This window comes from Marinobacterium sp. xm-m-383 (genome assembly GCF_013283255.1).
Classification (GTDB): domain Bacteria; phylum Pseudomonadota; class Gammaproteobacteria; order Pseudomonadales; family Balneatricaceae; genus Marinobacterium_E.
Genome location: NZ_WBYT01000005.1, coordinates 244,600 through 262,517, shown reverse-complemented (window position 1 = coordinate 262,517; position 17,918 = coordinate 244,600). Strand labels below are relative to the sequence as shown.

Sequence of the window (17,918 nt, the reverse complement as noted above, 5' to 3'; positions counted from 1 at the left end):
GCTCGTCAGCAAAGAAGCAAGCTTCTCTCTGTTACCGCTCGACTTGCATGTGTTAGGCCTGCCGCCAGCGTTCAATCTGAGCCATGATCAAACTCTTCAGTTAAAAAGTTCGACAGTCATAAATGACCATCTAAATCTTGCTCAAGAAAAACATTACGCTAAATGAATTCACATATAGGTTGCTTGTCTTGTTAAGCTTTTATGCTCAACCTCAACAAGCGCCCACACGCATTACCTGATTAATTGTTAAAGAGCGTGCCACCGATCTCTTGGTGGCTGCTTGAGCACTCGTCTCAAGCGAGGTGCGTATATTATTGATTGCATCATCACATGTCAACAAGTTTTTAATATTTTTTGAAAAATTAAAAACTGTCTTTTGCGTCAAAAACTTTCAATTATTTGCTTAAAAAACAAACAGTTAATTCGCACCTCTCGGTTACTGATCAACCTGTAATCAGGTGTGACTCCGTAATCGAGAGCGCGAATTATACTTAGGTTGAACAGAGCGTCAACCCTTGAGGGAAATAAATTTAACTTAATATGGTTAGCGGTACGACTGTACTCCACAGAATGACGCTCGCAGCCATAATGGTGACAAGCGCCACAAGACCAACCGTCAATATTGATGTAGAGAACATAAACGCTCTCTCCTCTTCAATATGCATTATGACGGGTACTCCTGTGTAGAGCAGATAGACACTAAAAGCTACCGCTAACATTCCGACACTCACGCAGATCCATAACATTGGATAAAGTCCAATGAGCCCTGCCAGCAACATCGGCGTTGCAGTGTATAGCGCTAAACGCGCACACTCATCAACACCCGCGTTGGCACCGTAGGTTTTCTCCATCCATCGGATGCTATAAGTTAACCCGGCGATGACTCCTAATATAGCAATGTAAAATGCTACCGCTGCTCCAAAGGCAGATTCACTTGCCAACAGGTGATATTCACCATAGGAGACACTCCATCCCACCTGGGTAGTTCCTATGAATAGAGATACGGGTGGTATAAGTGCCAGTAATACCAGCTGAATAATGACGTTGTTTAGTGTTAGTGAAGAGTCTTCATCAATTGACTTCCACTCTTTTAATGGATGATAGAATACACCCGAAAGATGCTGCAGAATCATTGTTACACTCCTTTCAAAGCTGAACTTTGAGTTTGTTTTTATTGATTCAACACATTCAATATAGGATACGTCTGGGATTTATGTGTTAGTTCACTCTCTCTTTTTAGGCTTTCTTTTTCTAAACAATCGTTCTATTAAAAGTAGAGATATTAAAAGCGTATAGATCATCGCCTCTAAAATGCTTGCCCTTATTAGTAGTACCAGGTGTAACAGCGCTAGCATAGCTGCTGGGTAGATCAATTTATGAAGCGTTGTCCATTTACGACCCAATTTTTTCTGCCACCCTTTTGTGGATGTAATTCCCAAAGGGATGAGCAACAAAAGCCCAGCCATACCCAACATAATATAGGGCCTATCCGTTAACTCTCTAATCAGCAGATCAACACGCCAGCCAAGAATAAAGGTCGATACCGCCAAAAGATGGAGCACCGCATAAAAGAGTGCATACAGCCCCACCATTCTCCGATGTTGCAGCAAAAACTTTATATTCAAACGCCGACTGAAGGTTGATGCACAGAGTGTCAGGATCAAAAACCGAATTGCCCACTGCCCTAATTCATCGACAAGCTCTTTCGCTGGATCAGCTCCCAACTGATTGCTATAGGCCAAGTAGACCAGCCATATCAATGGTAAGGCCAACGACGTAAAAAGTGCTATCCAGATGAGCCGTCTAGATAAGCCCCTGCTGGTTAATACCATTTAGAGAGATCCATCCCAGCATAGAGAGGTGCGACCTCTTCATAGCCGTTAAACATTTGAGTCTCTATGATTCTCGGATTAAACAGTGATGATGGTAGCCTTCTCTCTGTCGCTTGCGACCATCTAGGGTGATCTACATTCGGATTGACGTTGGCATAAAAGCCATACTCCTGAGAAGCCGTTAAGCGCCAAGTATTTTGCGGCATGGTCTCCCTGAATCGAATCTGCACGATAGACTTAATACTTTTGAAGCCATATTTCCAAGGCACTACCAACCTAAGCGGCGCGCCATTCTGTGGAGGCATCGCTTGACCATAAACACCGACCGCTAACAACGTCAGTGGATGCATTGCCTCATCTATTCTTAACCCTTCTCTGTATGGCCAATCGATGGTACTGAAGAGTGAACGCTGACCCGGCATCTGCTCTGGGTCTTCAAGCGTGACAAACTCAACGTATTTAGCGTTTGAAGTTGGATTCAACTGCTTTATCAGTGAAGCCAGAGAGAAACCGAGCCAAGGAATGACCATCGACCATGCCTCTACGCATCGAAAGCGGTAGATCCTCTCTTCTATGTCCACTTTTGCAAGAAGATCCTCCAGGTTATAGATACCCGGGCGCTCTACCTCACCCACTATCTCAACCTGCCAGGGGTCTGTCTTAAAATTCTGAGCTCTCTCATACGGATCCTCTTTATTGAGGCCGAACTCGTAGAAGTTGTTGTAGGTAATGACCGAATCGTAAGGCGTTAACTCTTCATCGACGCTCCAAGTTGTCTTTGCGCTTTCGAGCTTCGGTCTTAACCAGTCAGGACCAGGATAGAGTGGCAGATCGGAACTCTTGGGTTGTGTCAGCGCATAGCTAGGCATCGAAGCAGCACCTGCGACCAAACCCAGTCCTTTCAATAGCGAACGCCTAGAAAAATAGACCGATTCAGATGTGATTTCACTGCTTAGAATTTTGGAAGGCTTACCGATCAACATAATTAATCTCCTATCGCTATACCTCTAATATTAGTCGCTAAGCTGACAAATGCCTTACAAATAAAAAACCACCCGAAGGTGGCTTTCTAATGATGTATTACTCTGCTTGTCGTTTTCTACTTCTAAGCAGCCATTGAATAGGGCCTGATACAGTGTAAGCAAGAAAGATAAGCCACAGGTAGAGATCAGGATCTGTCGCTAGAAAGGCGACAACCAGTACGATCACAATCATTTTTACAAAGGTGATCTTCCCTTTTAAGTTGATCTCTTTACCGCTGTTGTAGAGAACATTACTCACCATAGAGAGACCAATGAGCGCCACATAGAGTGCGATCAACCAAGCAAATGGGGCTGGGTCTATCCCCTTTTCAGTCATAAACCAGATCAATCCAGCAATGGTTGCCGCCGCCGCTGGGCTCGGCAGCCCCATAAAGTAGCGTTTATCCAAAGAGCCAATCTGAGTATTAAATCGTGCCAAACGAAGTGCAGCACAGGCGCAGTAGATAAAGGCAGCCACCCAGCCAAACTTTCCTAAGCTCTGTAATACCCAAGTAAAACTAACCAGAGCGGGAGCCACACCGAAAGAGACCATATCTGACAGCGAATCGTATTCAGCGCCAAACTTAGATTGTGTGTTTGTCATTCGAGCCACACGACCATCTAAACCATCAAAAATCATAGCAACAAAAATGGCGACTGCCGCTGCAGTGAAATGACCGTTCATGCCCGAAATGACAGCATAGAAACCTGAGAACAGTGCTCCCGTCGTAAATAGGTTTGGTAACAAATAGATACCACGAGGTCGCTTTACGCTATCTTCACTGGTCGCGTCAGACGTCTCTGGGTCAATCTGGTCAGTCATGTTTAAGCCCTTAAAAAATATGCTGCAAGTCTAACGAATCTATAGAAGAAGCGACAGATACCATTGATTAATTTGATCACCCCAAATCAACATCAGCCATCCAGCTAAGGCTAAAAATGGGCCAAACGGCATGGGTTTAGTGAGATCCTGACGACCAAACAACGCGCCGACAAGTGCATAGATAACACCCGCAACGGATGAGATCAGAATAATTCCGGGAAGGATCGCATAGCCACCCCAAGCCCCAAGAGCCGACAGCAACTTAAAGTCGCCGTAGCCCATACCCTCCTTACCTGTTACCAACTTAAACAGCCAGAACACCAGCCAAAGAACCAGATAGCCAAGCATCGCACCAGTCACTGCAGAGTCCAACGGGACCCAGCCAAATACCAGATTAACCAGTAGACCCGCCCAAAGAAGGGGCAAGGTGATCTGATCGGGCAACAGCTGATGATCTGCATCGATAAAGATCAAGACAATCAGAGAGTAACTGACGAACAGCATCACCAACATCTGAAGAGTAAAGCCAAAATAGAGCGCAATAGTGAGACCCACTACAGCCGTCAACCCTTCGATCATTGGGTAACGCATAGAGATCGAACTGGCACATCCTGAACAGCGCCCTTTCAAAATTAACAGATAGGAGAGGATTGGGATGTTTTCATACCAGCGTATTGCATGTCCGCATTGAGGGCAGCGTGAGCGTGGCTGAGACAATGAGATAGGTTGATCATCGCTTATCTCCTGCTGATCCAAGAATTCAGCGGCTTCACGGCGCCAGCTATTCATCATCATAATCGGCAGGCGATGAATCACAACATTCAGAAAGCTGCCAACCAATAGAGAAAACATAACCACTGCAGGGAGATAGATCGACTCTAGGGTCGATAGATAAGCGCTCATTGCATCGCCTTATAATTGATCATCCAGTTATCCTAGCATGCAAAGAATATTCCAGATATTTTTGCGCTAAAAAAACCCGAACATTGCCGGGTTTAGGATCAGATAACGCCCAACTCTTTGAGCCGCTCTTTTAAATAGCTATCCGCTGTGTATCGATCCGATAGAACCACATCTGGTCTAGGGTGAAGAAACAACGGCAGTGAGATGCGCGATTTTTTGGTTGCGCCACCAACAGGGTTGATCACTCGATGTATGGTCGACGGGAAATAACCTGCCGATGCCTCTTGCAGCATATCGCCTATGTTCACGATCAAATTACCAAACTCAGCCGGTACATCAAGCCACTCACCTGTTTTGCTGAGAACCTGCAAACCTGGCTCACTGGCCGCCGGCAAAATCGTTAGCAGGTTTATGTCACCGTGTGCGGCCGCACGGATAGCACCTGGTTCTTCATTACCATCAAAGGGAGGGTAGTGAAGCACACGGAGCAGCGTCTGCTCACTGCCATTGATCATGTTGGGTAGTGGCTCACGGTAGCCTGCTTTCACCTCTTCAGGGCTAAACTCTTCGACCCAGCCTAGCAACTCAGAGGCTAATGAGCTGGTTTGAGAATAGTAAGCCTGTAACTCCTCCCGCAAATCTTCAGGGCACTGCCCCCAGGGGTAGTAGTGAAAATACTCTTTGATGTCTTTAACTGTATGATCTTTCGCCACTTCAGAAATTTTGCTGGAGAAAAAGCCATCCTGAGTACCGACGTTATAGTCAAAGTCAGATTTGCGATCGCTATTAAAAAAGGCCTGCCAATGGTCATAAATGGCTCGAACCTGCGCTTCGGCAATAGGGTGATTTTTGAGGACGCCGAAGCCGGTCTCATGCAGCGATTTCACAAACGCCTCGCTGGCACCTTCCGATTGATAATCGACCGCTTCTAAAAAATTCGACATACCACTAGCTCCAGTAACTGTTTGTCATTGCTGTTTCGAAAAAATCGACCACGCCAGCATCGTCAACACCCATGCAGGCCATCTGATCAGGACGATCTTTCCAATAATCCAGCATATAGGGTATGCCAAATCGACTCATGATGGTTTGACCCATAGCAACGCCTTCTGTCGCAACACAGATTGGGCCTGAAACCGTTTCAAATAACTCAGGATGCACAACATAAGCGAGGGCCGAAACGTCATGCGAATAGCAGCCATCAATATTCCGCACGCTAGAGTAAAAGTCGATGTAGAATTTAGCCGCACTCTGCATAAATGAACCCACCTTGGCGTTCTCTTTAGCAATACGATCAAACAGTGATCGAGGCAACATAATCTGATGAGTTACATCGAGCCCTACCATGACCAAAGGCCAAGCCGCAGCCATCACTTTATCGGCAGCGTGCGGATCAGAGAGAATATTAGCCTCAGCTACCGGAGAGACATTCCCATCACTCGCAATCACGCCACCCATAATAACAACCTGCTTAATCTTGCTAGGTAATTCAGGGTCCAGCTGCAGCGCCTGAGCTAAGTTACCCAAAGGACCAATCGCAACGATAACGATCTCACCCGGGTTCTGATTCGCTTGATCGACAATGAATTCAGCCGCCGATTGAGGGAGCGATGTTCTCTTAGGGGGTGCTAAATTGAGATTACCAAACCCATCGACTCCATGAACAAAGTCTGGAAATTCTGCTAGAGGCTTGATCATCGGCGTCGCAACACCCTGTGCAACGGGCGTTTCAGAGCCGGCCATCTCAACCAGCGTAAGGGCATTTTGAGTAGCCTGATCAACAGAGACATTGCCAAAGGTTGTTGTAAGGCCCAACAGCTCAATATCAGGGTGTGCCATCGCGGTAAAAATCGCCATCGCATCATCGATACCAGGGTCTGTGTCTAAAATAATCTTGTGCTGTGCCATTGTTATGCTCGATCTTTACTGTAAGGGGTACCAATCGCTTTAGGTGCGATCGCCCGACCAATGAAACCCGCCAACAGAATAACGGTAAGAATGTAAGGAAGTGCCTGCATCAACTGCACATCGATTTCGCCAACAACGGGCAGTTGAACCCCCTGCATGCGGGTTGCAACGGCCTCTAAGAAGCCAAATAGAAGACAAGCGAAGAGTGCGGGGAATGGACGCCACTTACCAAAAATAAGTGCGGCCAAGGCGATGTAACCCTTACCGGCCGACATATCTTTAATGAAACCTGCACCCAACGCGATAGAGAGGTAAGCACCTGCTAAACCACAGAGCAGACCCGCCATAATGACGGCACGGTAACGCAACCAAGCGACTGAAATCCCGGCGGTATCAACCGCCTGCGGATTCTCACCGACTGCACGAAGCCTTAACCCAAAACGAGTTTTAAAAACAATCCAAGCGGTCAGCGGGACCGCCATTAAAGCGACATAGACCAACAGATTGTGCCCACTGAGTAGCTCTGTATAGATGGACCCTAGCAGCGGCACACCCGACAACCACTCACTCAACGGCCAGGTTAGCGGACCAAAGCGTTCATCTGATGTAAGAGAGGGTGTCTGCCCGCCGCGACGGAACCAAGCGATGCCCAACACAACAGTCAAACCGGCCGCTAATATATTGATAGCCAAACCACTGACCACCTGATCACCTCGGTGGGTGATACAGGCAAAACCGTGCAGTAACGCCATCATAATTGAGACCAATATGGCAGCAAGCAGACCTAACCAGACCGAACCCGTTACAGCCGTCATTGCCGCCGCAGCAAAGGCACCCGCTAGCATCTTGCCCTCTAAGCCGATATCTACAATGCCCGAGCGCTCTGAAAAGAGACCGGCCATGGCACATAAAATTAACGGTGCCGCCAGACGAAGTGTGGAATCTAATGCAGAGATTAACTGAACAGAAAACTCCATTATCGCTCCTCCTGACTTGAGCGGGAAACCAATGCAAAGAGTCGCTCCAGCGGTCCACGCATCATGTAGGCCAGAGCACCGCAGAACAGAATGACCAAGCCTTGAATCACAACAACAAGATCACGTGTGATGGTTGAAAACTCAAACGCCAACTCTGCCCCACCCTGAAATAGCGCGCCAAACAGCAGGCTAGCAATGATAATACCCAAGGGGTGATTGCGCCCCATCAAGGCGACAGCGATGCCAGTAAACCCAGCACCCGAGACGAAGTCTAAACCGACACGCTCTTGTGCCCCCATCACCTCGTTGATTGCGACCAATCCGGCCAAAGAGCCTGAAATCATCATCGCAATGACGACCATTCGTTTTGGATTGATTCCGCTATAGACCGCAGCTGACTCATTGAAACCGATCATGCGAATGGCATAGCCCCAACGAGTTTTCCAAATAAGCACCCAGACAAACAGACAAGCCAATAGTGCAACAAAAAGAGACAGATTAAGCGGCGTTTGAGTAATCTTGATCCCAAAAAACGCAAAGAACTCATGCATCAGCGGCAGTGTCGATTCGGGAGCAATCGCTCGTGTCTCTGGTGACATCGAACCCGGTTGAATCAGCACATTCACCAATAGATAGACCATCAATGCAGACGCAATGAAGTTGAACATAATGGTGGTAATCACCACATGACTGCCGCGATAAGCTTGCAAATAGCCGGGTATAAACGCCCAAGCAGCACCAAATAACGATCCAGCAATAATAGCCAGAGGTAGCAGAGCCCACCATGGCAGAAGATGATCTAAGGCGAGACAGATCAGCCCCACACCTAAACCGCCAATGTAGGCCTGTCCTTCACCGCCGATATTGAATAGCCCCGCATGGAATGCGACGGCCACCGCCAAACCGGTAAAGATAAAGTTGGTTGTGTAGTAGAGCGTATAGCCAACCCCTTCGTCATAGCCAAAGGCGCCACGAATAAGCACTTGCACCGCCTCTAATGGGCTTTCACCAATCAGAGCCACCACAACACCGGCTGACAAAAACGCCAACAAGACATTGATTAACGGAATTAGTCCAATGTCTGCCCAAGCAGGGAGCTTTGCACGACGACTCATGATTGCCCCCCCTGCTGATCCATTTGATCACCGCTTCTTGAGCTGGACATCATTAACCCTAACGAGCGCGCATCGGTTTCTGAAGCCAACACATTACCCACGATGCGCCCTTCTGACATCACCAGCACTCGATCACACAACGACAGGATCTCTTCTAACTCTACAGAGACGACTAACACAGCACTTCCTTGATCACGCAGCGCAACAATCTGCTGATGTATAAACTCGATCGCACCGATATCGACGCCACGTGTCGGTTGTCCCACCAGTAACACCTTAGGTGCGGCGTTCATCTCACGTGCGATACAGAGTTTTTGCTGATTACCGCCAGAGAAACTGGCCGATTTAAGATTAGGATCCACTGGACGAACATCAAAGGTACTCATCAGTTCCTGACAGTGCTCAGTGATGGCGGAGCGATTTTGCAGAATCGAGCCATTAAACTCCGGCTCATCTTGAAAGCCCATGATGGCCGTCTCTTCTGCACTAAACGCACCCACCATACCATCACGGTGCCGATCCTCTGCCACATGTCCGACGCCGAGGTGACGAATCTGTTTAGGCGTCATTTGATGCTGAGCATCAATGCAGACTCCTTCAATATTAATCTGCCCTTGCTGCACATCGAGCATGCCCGACAACAGACCTAGAAGTTCGGTCTGACCATTGCCAGATACACCAGCAACACCAACGATTTCACCCGCACTCACTGTGAACGACACGTCCTCCAAACGAGGCACATTGGCGTCATCATGCCAGGTTAGCGAATCCACCTTAAGCAGCGCTGCGCCCGAATTGGCTTCTTGTTTATCAACCCGTAATAGAACCTTGCGACCGACCATAAGCTCAGCGAGCGCTTCACGAGTAGTTTCCGCCGTGTTAACGGTCGCCACCATCGCCCCAGCTCGCATAACAGAGACCTGATCACTGATCGCAATCACCTCTTGCAGCTTATGGGTGATCAGTAGAATGCTGACGCCCTGTGATTTAAGTGTTTTTAAAATCGCAAAGAGTTGGTCCACCTCTTGAGGGGTTAATACACCAGTAGGTTCGTCAAGAATCAGTATTTTTGCGTCGCGATAGAGCGCTTTAAGAATCTCTACACGCTGCTGCAAACCGACCGGTAGGTGTGAAACCACCGCATCCAGATCAACATTCAACCCATAACGGTCTGAGATCTCTTGCAGTTTTTTACGTGCTTTAGCGAGTGAATGCGTTAAAGACCAGCTACCCTCAGCGCCCAGCACGATATTCTCAAGTACCGTGAAATTATCCACCAACATGAAGTGTTGATGGACCATGCCAATCCCTAGCTCGATAGCGCGTTTAGAGTCAGTGATACTGACCACTTTGCCATCCACATAGATAGAACCACTATCGGCCTCGTAAAACCCATAGAGGATACTCATCAGTGTCGACTTTCCGGCACCGTTTTCACCAACGATGGCGTGTATCTCACCTTTGACGACATTCAGATCAACGTCGACATTGGCTTTGACGGCACCGAAGTGTTTATTGATCTTCGCTAACTGAATTGAATAAGAAACAGGATCCCGATTGGGATCCTGTATAGGTTGTGTCACCACTCGGTTAGACCTCTATCTTAGTCGAGTGCTGGACAGCTGTTGTCGCTCATGTAGTCGTGAACTTTGATTTCACCCGCGATGATCGCTTTTTTCGCAGCTTCAACGGCCGATTTCATCTCAGCGGTGATCAGAGCTTCGTTGTGCTCATCAAGCGCCCAATCGACACCACCCTGCGCTAGACCAAGCGCTTGGAAACCCGCTTGCCAAGTACCATCTTGCATCGCTTTGAGCGAGTTATACGCTGCTACATCAACACGCTTGACCATGGAGGTTAGCATCGTTCCTGGCTGTAGGTAGTTCTGGTTAGAGTCGACACCAATCGCGTATTTGCCAGAGTCAGCCGCGGCTTGGTAGACACCAACACCTGTTCCGCCCGCTGCTGCGTAAACAACATCAGAACCACGGTCGAATTGGCTGACAGCTAGCTCAGCACCTTTTGCTGGGTCATTCCAAGCGCTTGGCGTCGTACCGGTCATGTTACGGATCACGTTGATATCTTTGTTAACGTACTGAGCACCCTGAGCATAACCACACTCAAACTTACGAATCAGTGGAATGTCCATGCCACCGACAAAGCTGACAGTCCCTGTTTCTGATTTCATTGCCGCAAGCATACCGACAAGGAATGAACCCTCGTGCTCATTGAAGACAACTGACTGAACGTTTGGCTTATCAACCACCATATCGATCAGAGTGATGCGTGCATCTGGGAACTCACCGGCCACTTTATCAACGGCCGCAGCTTGGGCGAAGCCAACGCTGATGATTGGGTTAGCACCACGCTGCGCAAAACGACGGATCGCCTGTTCACGCTGTGATGCATTAGTCACCTCGAACTCACGGTAGTTAACACCGCTCTCCTCTTTAAATCGCTCCATGCCGTTATAAACAGACTGGTTAAACGATTTATCGAACTTACCACCCATGTCAAAAACAACAGCTGGATTTAGGTCTGCCGCTTGAGCCGATGCTGAAGCTACCGCTACTGAAAGAGCGAGTGTTTTCAAAACTACACGTTTCATTATTGGTGTTCCTTATTTGTGATCGAAGTTTGATTGGTCATCAGAAATCTGGACCGATCAGTCAACCTTATCCCTAAACAGAGAGGCAAACAAGTCTATTTTTAGACAAAAAAAATCCCAGCAAAAGCCGGGATTTTCGAAGTATGAAATGCGTTAAACGCTCAATACTTTCTCGCCGCGAGCAATACCGGATACGCCCGAGCGAACCACTTCAAGAATCGATGCGGTACCTAAGGCTGCAATAAAGGCATCCAGCTTAGCCGAATCACCAATCAACTGAACGGTGTAAGTATTCGGCGTCACATCGATGATGTGGCCACGGAAGATATCCGCAGTACGCTTAATCTCGGCACGCATCTGACCATTTGCTTTCAGCTTGATCATCATAACTTCACGTTCGATGTGGTCGCCTTCCGATAGATCAACAACCTTCACGACGTCGATTAGCTTATTCAACTGCTTAGTGATCTGCTCAACTACACGGTCATTACCGATGGTTGTTACTGTCAAACGAGACAGCGTTGGATCTTCAGTTGGAGCTACCGTGAGCGATTCAATGTTGTAGTTGCGCTGTGAGAACAGGCCAACAACACGTGATAGTGCACCGGGTTCGTTCTCTAGGAGAACTGAAATGATATGACGCATCGTTTAAGTCCTCTCCGTTTTGTTCAACCACATATCACGCATAGAGCCACGTGGAACCTGCATTGGGTAGACGTGCTCAAATGGATCAACATAGATGTCCATGAAGACTAGACGGTCTTTCATAGCGAACGCTTCACGCATTGCACCTTCCAGATCTTCGTAACGCTCAACCTTCATACCGACGTGACCGTAGGATTCAACCAGCTTGATAAAGTCCGGTAGTGACTTCATGTAAGACTGCGAGTGACGTGACTCATAATTCATATCTTGCCACTGGCGAACCATACCCAACGACTGGTTATTGAGGTTGATGATTTTCACTGGCAGATCGTACTGTTTACAGGTCGATAGCTCTTGGATGTTCATCTGAATAGAGCCTTCACCGGTAACACAGGCAACGTCAGCTTCAGGGAAGTTCAACTTAACTCCCATCGCAGCCGGAAGACCAAAGCCCATGGTGCCTAAGCCGCCAGAGTTAATCCAACGGTTTGGCTTATTGAACTTGTAGTACTGAGCCGCAAACATCTGGTGCTGACCAACGTCAGAACAGACGAAGGCATCACCGTTAGTCACTTTAGATAGCATCTCGATAACCTGCTGAGGCTTCATCTTGTCGCCTAGCTCAAAACGGCCACCGTGGCGTTGACGCCACTCATCGATCTGTTTCCACCAGTTTGCGATCGCTTCAGCATCTGGCTGAGTCTTCGCTTCAGCCACCAACTCAAGCATCTCTTTAAGAACCGCTTTAGCAGGACCTACAATCGGCACATCCACATCGATCGTCTTAGAGATCGACGCAGGATCGATATCGATGTGTGCAATGCGCGCCGTAGGACAGAACTTATCAGTGCCGTTGGTAACGCGGTCATCGAATCGCGCACCCACCGCCAGAATGAAGTCTGAGTGGTGCATTGCCATGTTGGCTTCGTAACTACCGTGCATACCCAGCATGCCCAATGATTGACGATCAGTACCTGGGTAGCCGCCAAGACCCATTAGGGTATTAGTCACTGGGTAGTTAAGCTCTTGTGCCAGTTTAACCAGCTCTTCGCTTGCGTCACCCATGATGACACCACCACCGGTGTAGATCACAGGACGCTTAGCCGCTAGCAACATATCAACGGCTTTCTTGATCTGACCACTGTGGCCACGACTGATAGGGCCGTAAGAGCGCATTTTCACGTTTGCTGGGTAGTCGTATGGGTAACGCTCAGTTGGCGTCGTCATATCTTTAGGGATATCTACAACCACTGGACCCGGACGACCGCTCTGTGCGATGTGGAATGCCTTCTTAATGATCGAAGGGATATCCTCTGGACGCTGCACACTGAAGCTGTGTTTAACGATCGGACGAGAGATGCCAAGCATATCCGTCTCTTGGAATGCGTCCTCACCGATCAGGTAGCTCATAACCTGACCTGTAATCACGACCATTGGAATCGAATCCATGTAAGCCGTTGCGATGCCTGTCACCGCATTCGTTGCACCTGGGCCAGAAGTTACTAGCGCGACACCTGCTTTGTTAGTTGCACGAGCGTAGGCATCCGCCATGTGTGTTGCTGCTTGTTCGTGACGAACAAGAATGTGCTCAACTTCATCCTGTTGGAAGATCGCATCGTAAACGTGTAGCAATGCGCCGCCAGGATAGCCGTAGATGTACTTAACGCCTTCATCACGAAGCGCGCGTACGACCATTTCCGCACCTGAAAGTAGTTCCACCTTTTTACCCTCAATATTGTGTTGTCTATTCAACACTCTGTCTTTGTCTGATTCATGAATGAGTGGGTGCAGCGCCAGCGGGATTGTCCGCCAAAACGTCATCAATACGGGTGTGCGCTAACACAAAAAGCACTCGATACCACTGAAACAAGGATCTCTCTATCAGCAGCGTTAGACCTGAGCTGGGTAATGCTTAGTAAGCCTTTTAAACATCTGCTATACGCGGGGTTATTTGCATATAACAGGAAGCTTTAAATTTTCGCACTGCAGCGCAGTAACTTCAACCGTCGTGGCGGCTAAATTGTCTAAAAAAAGAGCAACTTTTCAACGATTTCGACAATTTCACAAAAATCCGTCCTCCTGCTAGCGCGACTTCATTGTGCGAGTTATAGTTCAAGGAGGTCATAGGGAGAAAAACAATGGTTTCGATTTCCGATGTAAAACAGAAAGATCGCGTTATTGAAGAGCTGGTTCGCTTTACTCGAAAGGTATTGATGGAGCCTGAAATTTGTTCTACCGCCAAAGAGATTGCGCGCAAGCATATGGGCCAAGAGAATGCAGTTCAGTTAATCGCTGATGAGCTCAACGACACCACCAGCGTTCACATTGGTTTAGAGCGCAGCGAAGCCGATGAGCTATTCATTGAGTTGCTGATTGAAGTGGTAAAAGATGAGCAGGCGCTTTACTAGCCCAGCTCTTTTCTAAATTAACCTCTTAAGGGGCCTGTTTCAGCCAACGAAGCGTCATCTCTGGCGCTTCTGCGTTGAGTTGAGCTAACACATTCGGTAGCAACTCATCTAACTGCTGATCAAATTGCCAAGGGGGATTGATCAGCAACATTCCAGATCCGTACATACCCCTCTCTTTGGGCTCTGCCACGATAAACTGTGAATCCAACACTCCAACATCCGGCAGCTGTCGAACCATCGCCTTCAGCATATTCTCATGGCGGTTAGCTGCCAGCAGTGGATACCAGACAGCAATTTGACCATTGGGCCAGCGTTTCATTGCCTCTCCGACAAAGCTCGCCACCTGTTGATACTCCTCTTTCACCTCATAAGCGGGGTCGATCAAAAGAAGTCCCCGATTAGGTTTAGGGGGGAGTAGTGATAAGACTCCTTCATAGCCATCTCGGTGGTGCACCCCAACATTGGCAAACAGGCGCATATTGCGCTTTAACTCTTTAACCTCTTGTGGGTGCAGTTCCATTAGATGAATCTGATCCAGCTCACGTGTATTTAGGGCCGTCAGTGTCGGTGATCCAGGGTAGTGAAGAAGCTGATCAGATTGAGACACTTCAGCGATGGCTGACAGGTACTGCTGAACAGCTTCCGGCTGTTTTTGCCCCCACAGCTTGGCCACCCCATCACGAAACTCACCGGTCTTCTGCGCCTGCTCTGACGAGAGGTCATATAACCCACGACCCGAGTGCGTCTCTAAATAGCTCCAAGGTTTCGCCTTTTTATTGAGCGCATTCAGTAGAAGTTGAAGGGTGAGATGTTTGTGAACATCGGCAAAGTTTCCGGCGTGAAAGCCGTGTTGATAGCTAAGCAAGGAGGTGCCTCAAAATTTGGTAGAAGCGCAATGATAGCGGTTTAAATAGCGGTTTCACAATAACGGGGTCTGACAGAAGGCCAGACCCCGATTTAGCACCGTAGTAGAGCTAGCGGAAGGTGAATTCACCGTCCGCCACATCGACCGCAATTTCAGCTCCAGGCATGAAGTCGCCTGCCAATAGACGCTGCGCCAATGGGTTTTCGATCCACTGCTGAATCGCACGTTTGAGTGGCCTTGCACCATAAATTGGCTCAAAACCGACCTCCACCAACTTATCCATGGCCGTTGATGTCAACTTGAGTCCCAGATCATGCTCAGCAAGGCGTTTACGCAGACGCTCCAACTGAATGGTTGCGATGCCTGCCACCTGCTCTTTGCGCAAGCTGTGGAACACGACAACTTCGTCGATACGGTTGATCACTTCCGGTCTAAAGTGGGTACCCACCACTTCCATGACCGCACCTTTCATCTGCTCATAATCCTGATCATCGCTGTAACCCGCGATCAGATCCGAGCCTAGGTTCGAGGTCATCACCACGATGGTATTGCGGAAATCGACGGTACGACCCTGACCATCAGTCAAACGACCATCTTCTAACACCTGCAACAGGATATTGAAGACATCGGGATGCGCCTTTTCGACCTCGTCTAACAGTAGGACTGAGTAAGGCTTGCGACGAACCGCTTCGGTTAGATAACCGCCCTCTTCATAACCTACATAGCCTGGAGGTGCACCAATCAATCGAGCAACCGAATGTTTCTCCATGAACTCTGACATGTCGATGCGCACCATCGCCTCTTCGGTATCAAACAGATAGCTGGCTAGCGCTTTACACAGCTCAGTTTTACCAACACCAGTAGGGCCTAAAAATAGGAAGCTACCGTTCGGGCGATTCGGATCAGCCAGACCTGCTCTTGAGCGGCGCACCGCATTCGAGACGGCTTCAACCGCCTCACCCTGACCGACGACTCGCTTGTGCAGCTCTTGCTCCATGCGCAGCAGTTTGTCACGCTCGCCCTCGAGCATTTTATTGACTGGAATACCGGTCCAGCGTGAGACCACTTCAGCCACCTCCTCTTCGGTGACTTTATTGCGCAACAACTCCGTTTGAGCCTCAGATTCATCTTCGCTATCGGCCGCTTGCAATTGCGCCTCTAACTCTGGAATCTTGCCGTACTGTATCTCTGACATTTTCGCCAGATCGCCTGCACGACGTGCCTGCTCCATCTCGATACGGGCCTGGTCTAACTGCTCTTTAATCTGCTGAGAACCCTGCAGTACCGCTTTATCCGCCTTCCAGATCTCTTCTAGATCTGAGTACTCTTTCTCTAGAGCACTGATGGTCTCTTCGAGCTCTTCTAAGCGTTTTTTAGCCGCTGAATCCTTCTCTTTTTTCAGCGCCTCACGCTCCATCTTCAACTGAATTAGACGACGCTCCAGACGGTCCATCTCTTCCGGTTTGGAGTCCATCTCCATACGGATACGGGATGCCGCCTCATCGATCAGATCGATCGCTTTATCAGGCAACTGACGATCGGTGATGTAGCGTTGACTCAGCTTTGCAGACGCGATGATCGCAGAATCAGTGATGTCGACGCCGTGGTGTACTTCGTAGCGCTCTTTAAGACCACGTAGAATCGCAATCGTATCCTCTTCACTCGGCTCATCAACAATCACCTTCTGGAAGCGACGCTCAAGCGCTGCGTCCTTCTCTACATACTGACGATACTCATCCAGAGTAGTCGCGCCCACACAGTGCAGCTCACCGCGTGCTAATGCAGGCTTCAGCATGTTACCGGCATCCATCGCACCGTCGCCCTTACCGGCACCGACCATGGTGTGAAGCTCATCGATAAACAGAATGATTTGCCCTTCCTGCTTAGAGAGCTCATTAAGGACCGCCTTCAATCGCTCCTCGAATTCACCGCGGAACTTTGCACCGGCTATTAGAGATCCCATATCGAGCGACAGCACTCGCTTATGTTTCAGCCCCTCTGGCACTTCGCCGTTGATGATCCGTTGCGCGAGGCCCTCAACGATGGCGGTTTTACCTACGCCCGGCTCACCAATCAGTACAGGGTTGTTTTTCGTGCGACGCTGGAGCACTTGAATGGTGCGACGAATCTCATCATCGCGCCCAATCACCGGATCAAGCTTGCCGCTCTCTGCCCGCTCTGTTAAATCAACACAGTATTTATCCAGAGCTTGACGGCTCTCCTCTGCGTTAGGATCCATCACCGCTTCGCCTCCCCTTACCGCATTAATCGCTTCAACCAGTTTCTCTTGTGTAAGACCCGCAGCCTGCAAGACTTTCCCGGCATCACCTTTATCACTCAGCATAGCCAGTATGACGAGCTCACTCGCCACGAACTGATCGCCGCGCTGCTGAGCGAGTTTGTCGGTTAGATTGAATAGACGAGCCATATCTTGAGATAGGCGAATATCACCATCGGGCGAACTGACCACCGGCAGTCGTTCAAGCGCCTCACCCACTTTACGGGTTAACTGCGGCAGCTCCGCACCTGCCTGCTTGAGCAGGGGACGAATTGATCCACCACGCTGATCGATCAACGCAGCGAGCAGGTGGATAGGTTCAATCTGATTATGATCCTTACCGACGGCCAATGACTGAGCATCTGACAGTGCTTCCTGCAATTTTGAAGTAAATTTATCTGGGCGCATCTTAGCCTCCACTGATAGCGGCCTCCCGAAGCAAGGCCTATGAATGTTCCTATCTTTTATGTGAGGGTAAGTCTGACTATTTCAAGGGGCTTAATAAAACTTTTACGACATTATTTTAACTATTTA

General features: G+C 48.7%; 16 protein-coding genes and 1 rRNA gene. 1 reads left to right on the top strand and 16 read right to left on the bottom strand.

The genetic code is table 11. The features are described from left to right. The 14 genes from XMM383_RS10170 to XMM383_RS10105 all read right to left on the bottom strand — a co-directional run. Positions 1-103: ribosomal RNA gene (locus XMM383_RS10170) — 16S ribosomal RNA — on the bottom strand; the annotation flags it as partial. Positions 104-530: 427 nt separating this feature from the next. Then, positions 531-1,133, bottom strand: coding sequence for a Yip1 family protein (locus XMM383_RS10165; RefSeq protein WP_173494918.1), 603 nt, complete (start codon positions 1,131-1,133; stop codon positions 531-533). Positions 1,134-1,223: 90 nt separating this feature from the next. Next, entirely contained in the window at positions 1,224-1,832 is a 609-nt protein-coding gene (locus tag XMM383_RS10160) for a sulfite oxidase heme-binding subunit YedZ (protein ID WP_173482287.1), read from the bottom strand. Further along, positions 1,823-2,815: a protein-methionine-sulfoxide reductase catalytic subunit MsrP gene (gene msrP / locus XMM383_RS10155; protein WP_173482286.1), complete on the bottom strand. Its 993-nt coding sequence runs from the start codon at positions 2,813-2,815 to the stop codon at positions 1,823-1,825. Before msrP ends, XMM383_RS10160 begins: the two co-directional genes overlap by 10 nt. Before the next feature lie 97 nt (positions 2,816-2,912). Continuing rightward, entirely contained in the window at positions 2,913-3,677 is a 765-nt protein-coding gene (gene pssA / locus XMM383_RS10150; RefSeq protein ID WP_173482285.1) for a CDP-diacylglycerol--serine O-phosphatidyltransferase, read from the bottom strand. Between the two features lie 39 nt (positions 3,678-3,716). Next, positions 3,717-4,580, bottom strand: a complete 864-nt coding sequence (locus tag XMM383_RS10145; RefSeq protein ID WP_173482284.1) for an A24 family peptidase — start codon at positions 4,578-4,580, stop codon at positions 3,717-3,719. Between the two features lie 98 nt (positions 4,581-4,678). After that, positions 4,679-5,524, bottom strand: a complete 846-nt coding sequence (locus tag XMM383_RS10140; protein ID WP_173482283.1) for an isopenicillin N synthase family oxygenase — start codon at positions 5,522-5,524, stop codon at positions 4,679-4,681. Between the two features lie 4 nt (positions 5,525-5,528). Further along, positions 5,529-6,488: a nucleoside hydrolase gene (locus tag XMM383_RS10135; RefSeq protein WP_173482282.1), complete on the bottom strand. Its 960-nt coding sequence runs from the start codon at positions 6,486-6,488 to the stop codon at positions 5,529-5,531. Positions 6,489-6,490: 2 nt separating this feature from the next. Beyond that, on the bottom strand, positions 6,491-7,465 hold the full coding sequence (locus XMM383_RS10130) for an ABC transporter permease (protein ID WP_173482281.1): 975 nt from the start codon (positions 7,463-7,465) through the stop codon (positions 6,491-6,493). Further along, complete coding sequence (locus tag XMM383_RS10125) at positions 7,465-8,580, bottom strand: ABC transporter permease (RefSeq protein ID WP_173482280.1); 1,116 nt, start codon at positions 8,578-8,580, stop codon at positions 7,465-7,467. Before XMM383_RS10125 ends, XMM383_RS10130 begins: the two co-directional genes overlap by 1 nt. Next, complete coding sequence (locus XMM383_RS10120) at positions 8,577-10,163, bottom strand: ABC transporter ATP-binding protein (protein WP_371744237.1); 1,587 nt, start codon at positions 10,161-10,163, stop codon at positions 8,577-8,579. Before XMM383_RS10120 ends, XMM383_RS10125 begins: the two co-directional genes overlap by 4 nt. A 20-nt stretch (positions 10,164-10,183) precedes the next feature. Beyond that, complete coding sequence (locus XMM383_RS10115) at positions 10,184-11,188, bottom strand: BMP family protein (RefSeq protein WP_173482279.1); 1,005 nt, start codon at positions 11,186-11,188, stop codon at positions 10,184-10,186. 153 nt (positions 11,189-11,341) lie between these two features. Then, on the bottom strand, positions 11,342-11,833 hold the full coding sequence (gene ilvN, locus XMM383_RS10110) for an acetolactate synthase small subunit (RefSeq protein WP_173482278.1): 492 nt from the start codon (positions 11,831-11,833) through the stop codon (positions 11,342-11,344). Positions 11,834-11,836: 3 nt separating this feature from the next. Further along, a complete protein-coding gene (locus XMM383_RS10105; protein ID WP_173483003.1) occupies positions 11,837-13,552 on the bottom strand; it encodes an acetolactate synthase 3 large subunit in 1,716 nt (571 codons plus the stop codon). A gap of 419 nt (positions 13,553-13,971) precedes the next feature. Here XMM383_RS10105 and XMM383_RS10100 point away from each other — a divergent pair, with 419 nt between their 5' ends. Further along, positions 13,972-14,241 (top strand): hypothetical protein, encoded by a 270-nt coding sequence (locus XMM383_RS10100; protein ID WP_173481184.1) that lies wholly within the window; start codon positions 13,972-13,974, stop codon positions 14,239-14,241. A 25-nt stretch (positions 14,242-14,266) separates the two neighbouring features. On the opposite strand, the gene XMM383_RS10095 is transcribed toward XMM383_RS10100, so the two are convergent. Beyond that, positions 14,267-15,106 (bottom strand): 23S rRNA (adenine(2030)-N(6))-methyltransferase RlmJ, encoded by an 840-nt coding sequence (locus tag XMM383_RS10095; RefSeq protein ID WP_173484382.1) that lies wholly within the window; start codon positions 15,104-15,106, stop codon positions 14,267-14,269. Between the two features lie 109 nt (positions 15,107-15,215). Continuing rightward, complete coding sequence (gene clpB / locus XMM383_RS10090; RefSeq protein ID WP_173484381.1) at positions 15,216-17,792, bottom strand: ATP-dependent chaperone ClpB; 2,577 nt, start codon at positions 17,790-17,792, stop codon at positions 15,216-15,218. Positions 17,793-17,918 lie beyond the last annotated feature (126 nt).

Excerpts from the sequence above, each read along its gene's own strand:
- XMM383_RS10165 (WP_173494918.1), bottom strand. The coding sequence starts at position 1,133 with ATGATTCTGCAGCATCTTTCGGGTGTATTCTATCATCCATTAAAAGAG.
- XMM383_RS10160 (WP_173482287.1), bottom strand. The coding sequence starts at position 1,832 with ATGGTATTAACCAGCAGGGGCTTATCTAGACGGCTCATCTGGATAGCA.
- msrP (WP_173482286.1), bottom strand. The coding sequence starts at position 2,815 with ATGTTGATCGGTAAGCCTTCCAAAATTCTAAGCAGTGAAATCACATCT.
- pssA (WP_173482285.1), bottom strand. The coding sequence starts at position 3,677 with ATGACTGACCAGATTGACCCAGAGACGTCTGACGCGACCAGTGAAGAT.
- XMM383_RS10145 (WP_173482284.1), bottom strand. The coding sequence starts at position 4,580 with ATGAGCGCTTATCTATCGACCCTAGAGTCGATCTATCTCCCTGCAGTG.
- XMM383_RS10140 (WP_173482283.1), bottom strand. The coding sequence starts at position 5,524 with ATGTCGAATTTTTTAGAAGCGGTCGATTATCAATCGGAAGGTGCCAGC.
- XMM383_RS10135 (WP_173482282.1), bottom strand. The coding sequence starts at position 6,488 with ATGGCACAGCACAAGATTATTTTAGACACAGACCCTGGTATCGATGAT.
- XMM383_RS10130 (WP_173482281.1), bottom strand. The coding sequence starts at position 7,465 with ATGGAGTTTTCTGTTCAGTTAATCTCTGCATTAGATTCCACACTTCGT.
- XMM383_RS10125 (WP_173482280.1), bottom strand. The coding sequence starts at position 8,580 with ATGAGTCGTCGTGCAAAGCTCCCTGCTTGGGCAGACATTGGACTAATT.
- XMM383_RS10115 (WP_173482279.1), bottom strand. The coding sequence starts at position 11,188 with ATGAAACGTGTAGTTTTGAAAACACTCGCTCTTTCAGTAGCGGTAGCT.
- ilvN (WP_173482278.1), bottom strand. The coding sequence starts at position 11,833 with ATGCGTCATATCATTTCAGTTCTCCTAGAGAACGAACCCGGTGCACTA.
- XMM383_RS10100 (WP_173481184.1), top strand. The coding sequence starts at position 13,972 with ATGGTTTCGATTTCCGATGTAAAACAGAAAGATCGCGTTATTGAAGAG.
- clpB (WP_173484381.1), bottom strand. The coding sequence starts at position 17,792 with ATGCGCCCAGATAAATTTACTTCAAAATTGCAGGAAGCACTGTCAGAT.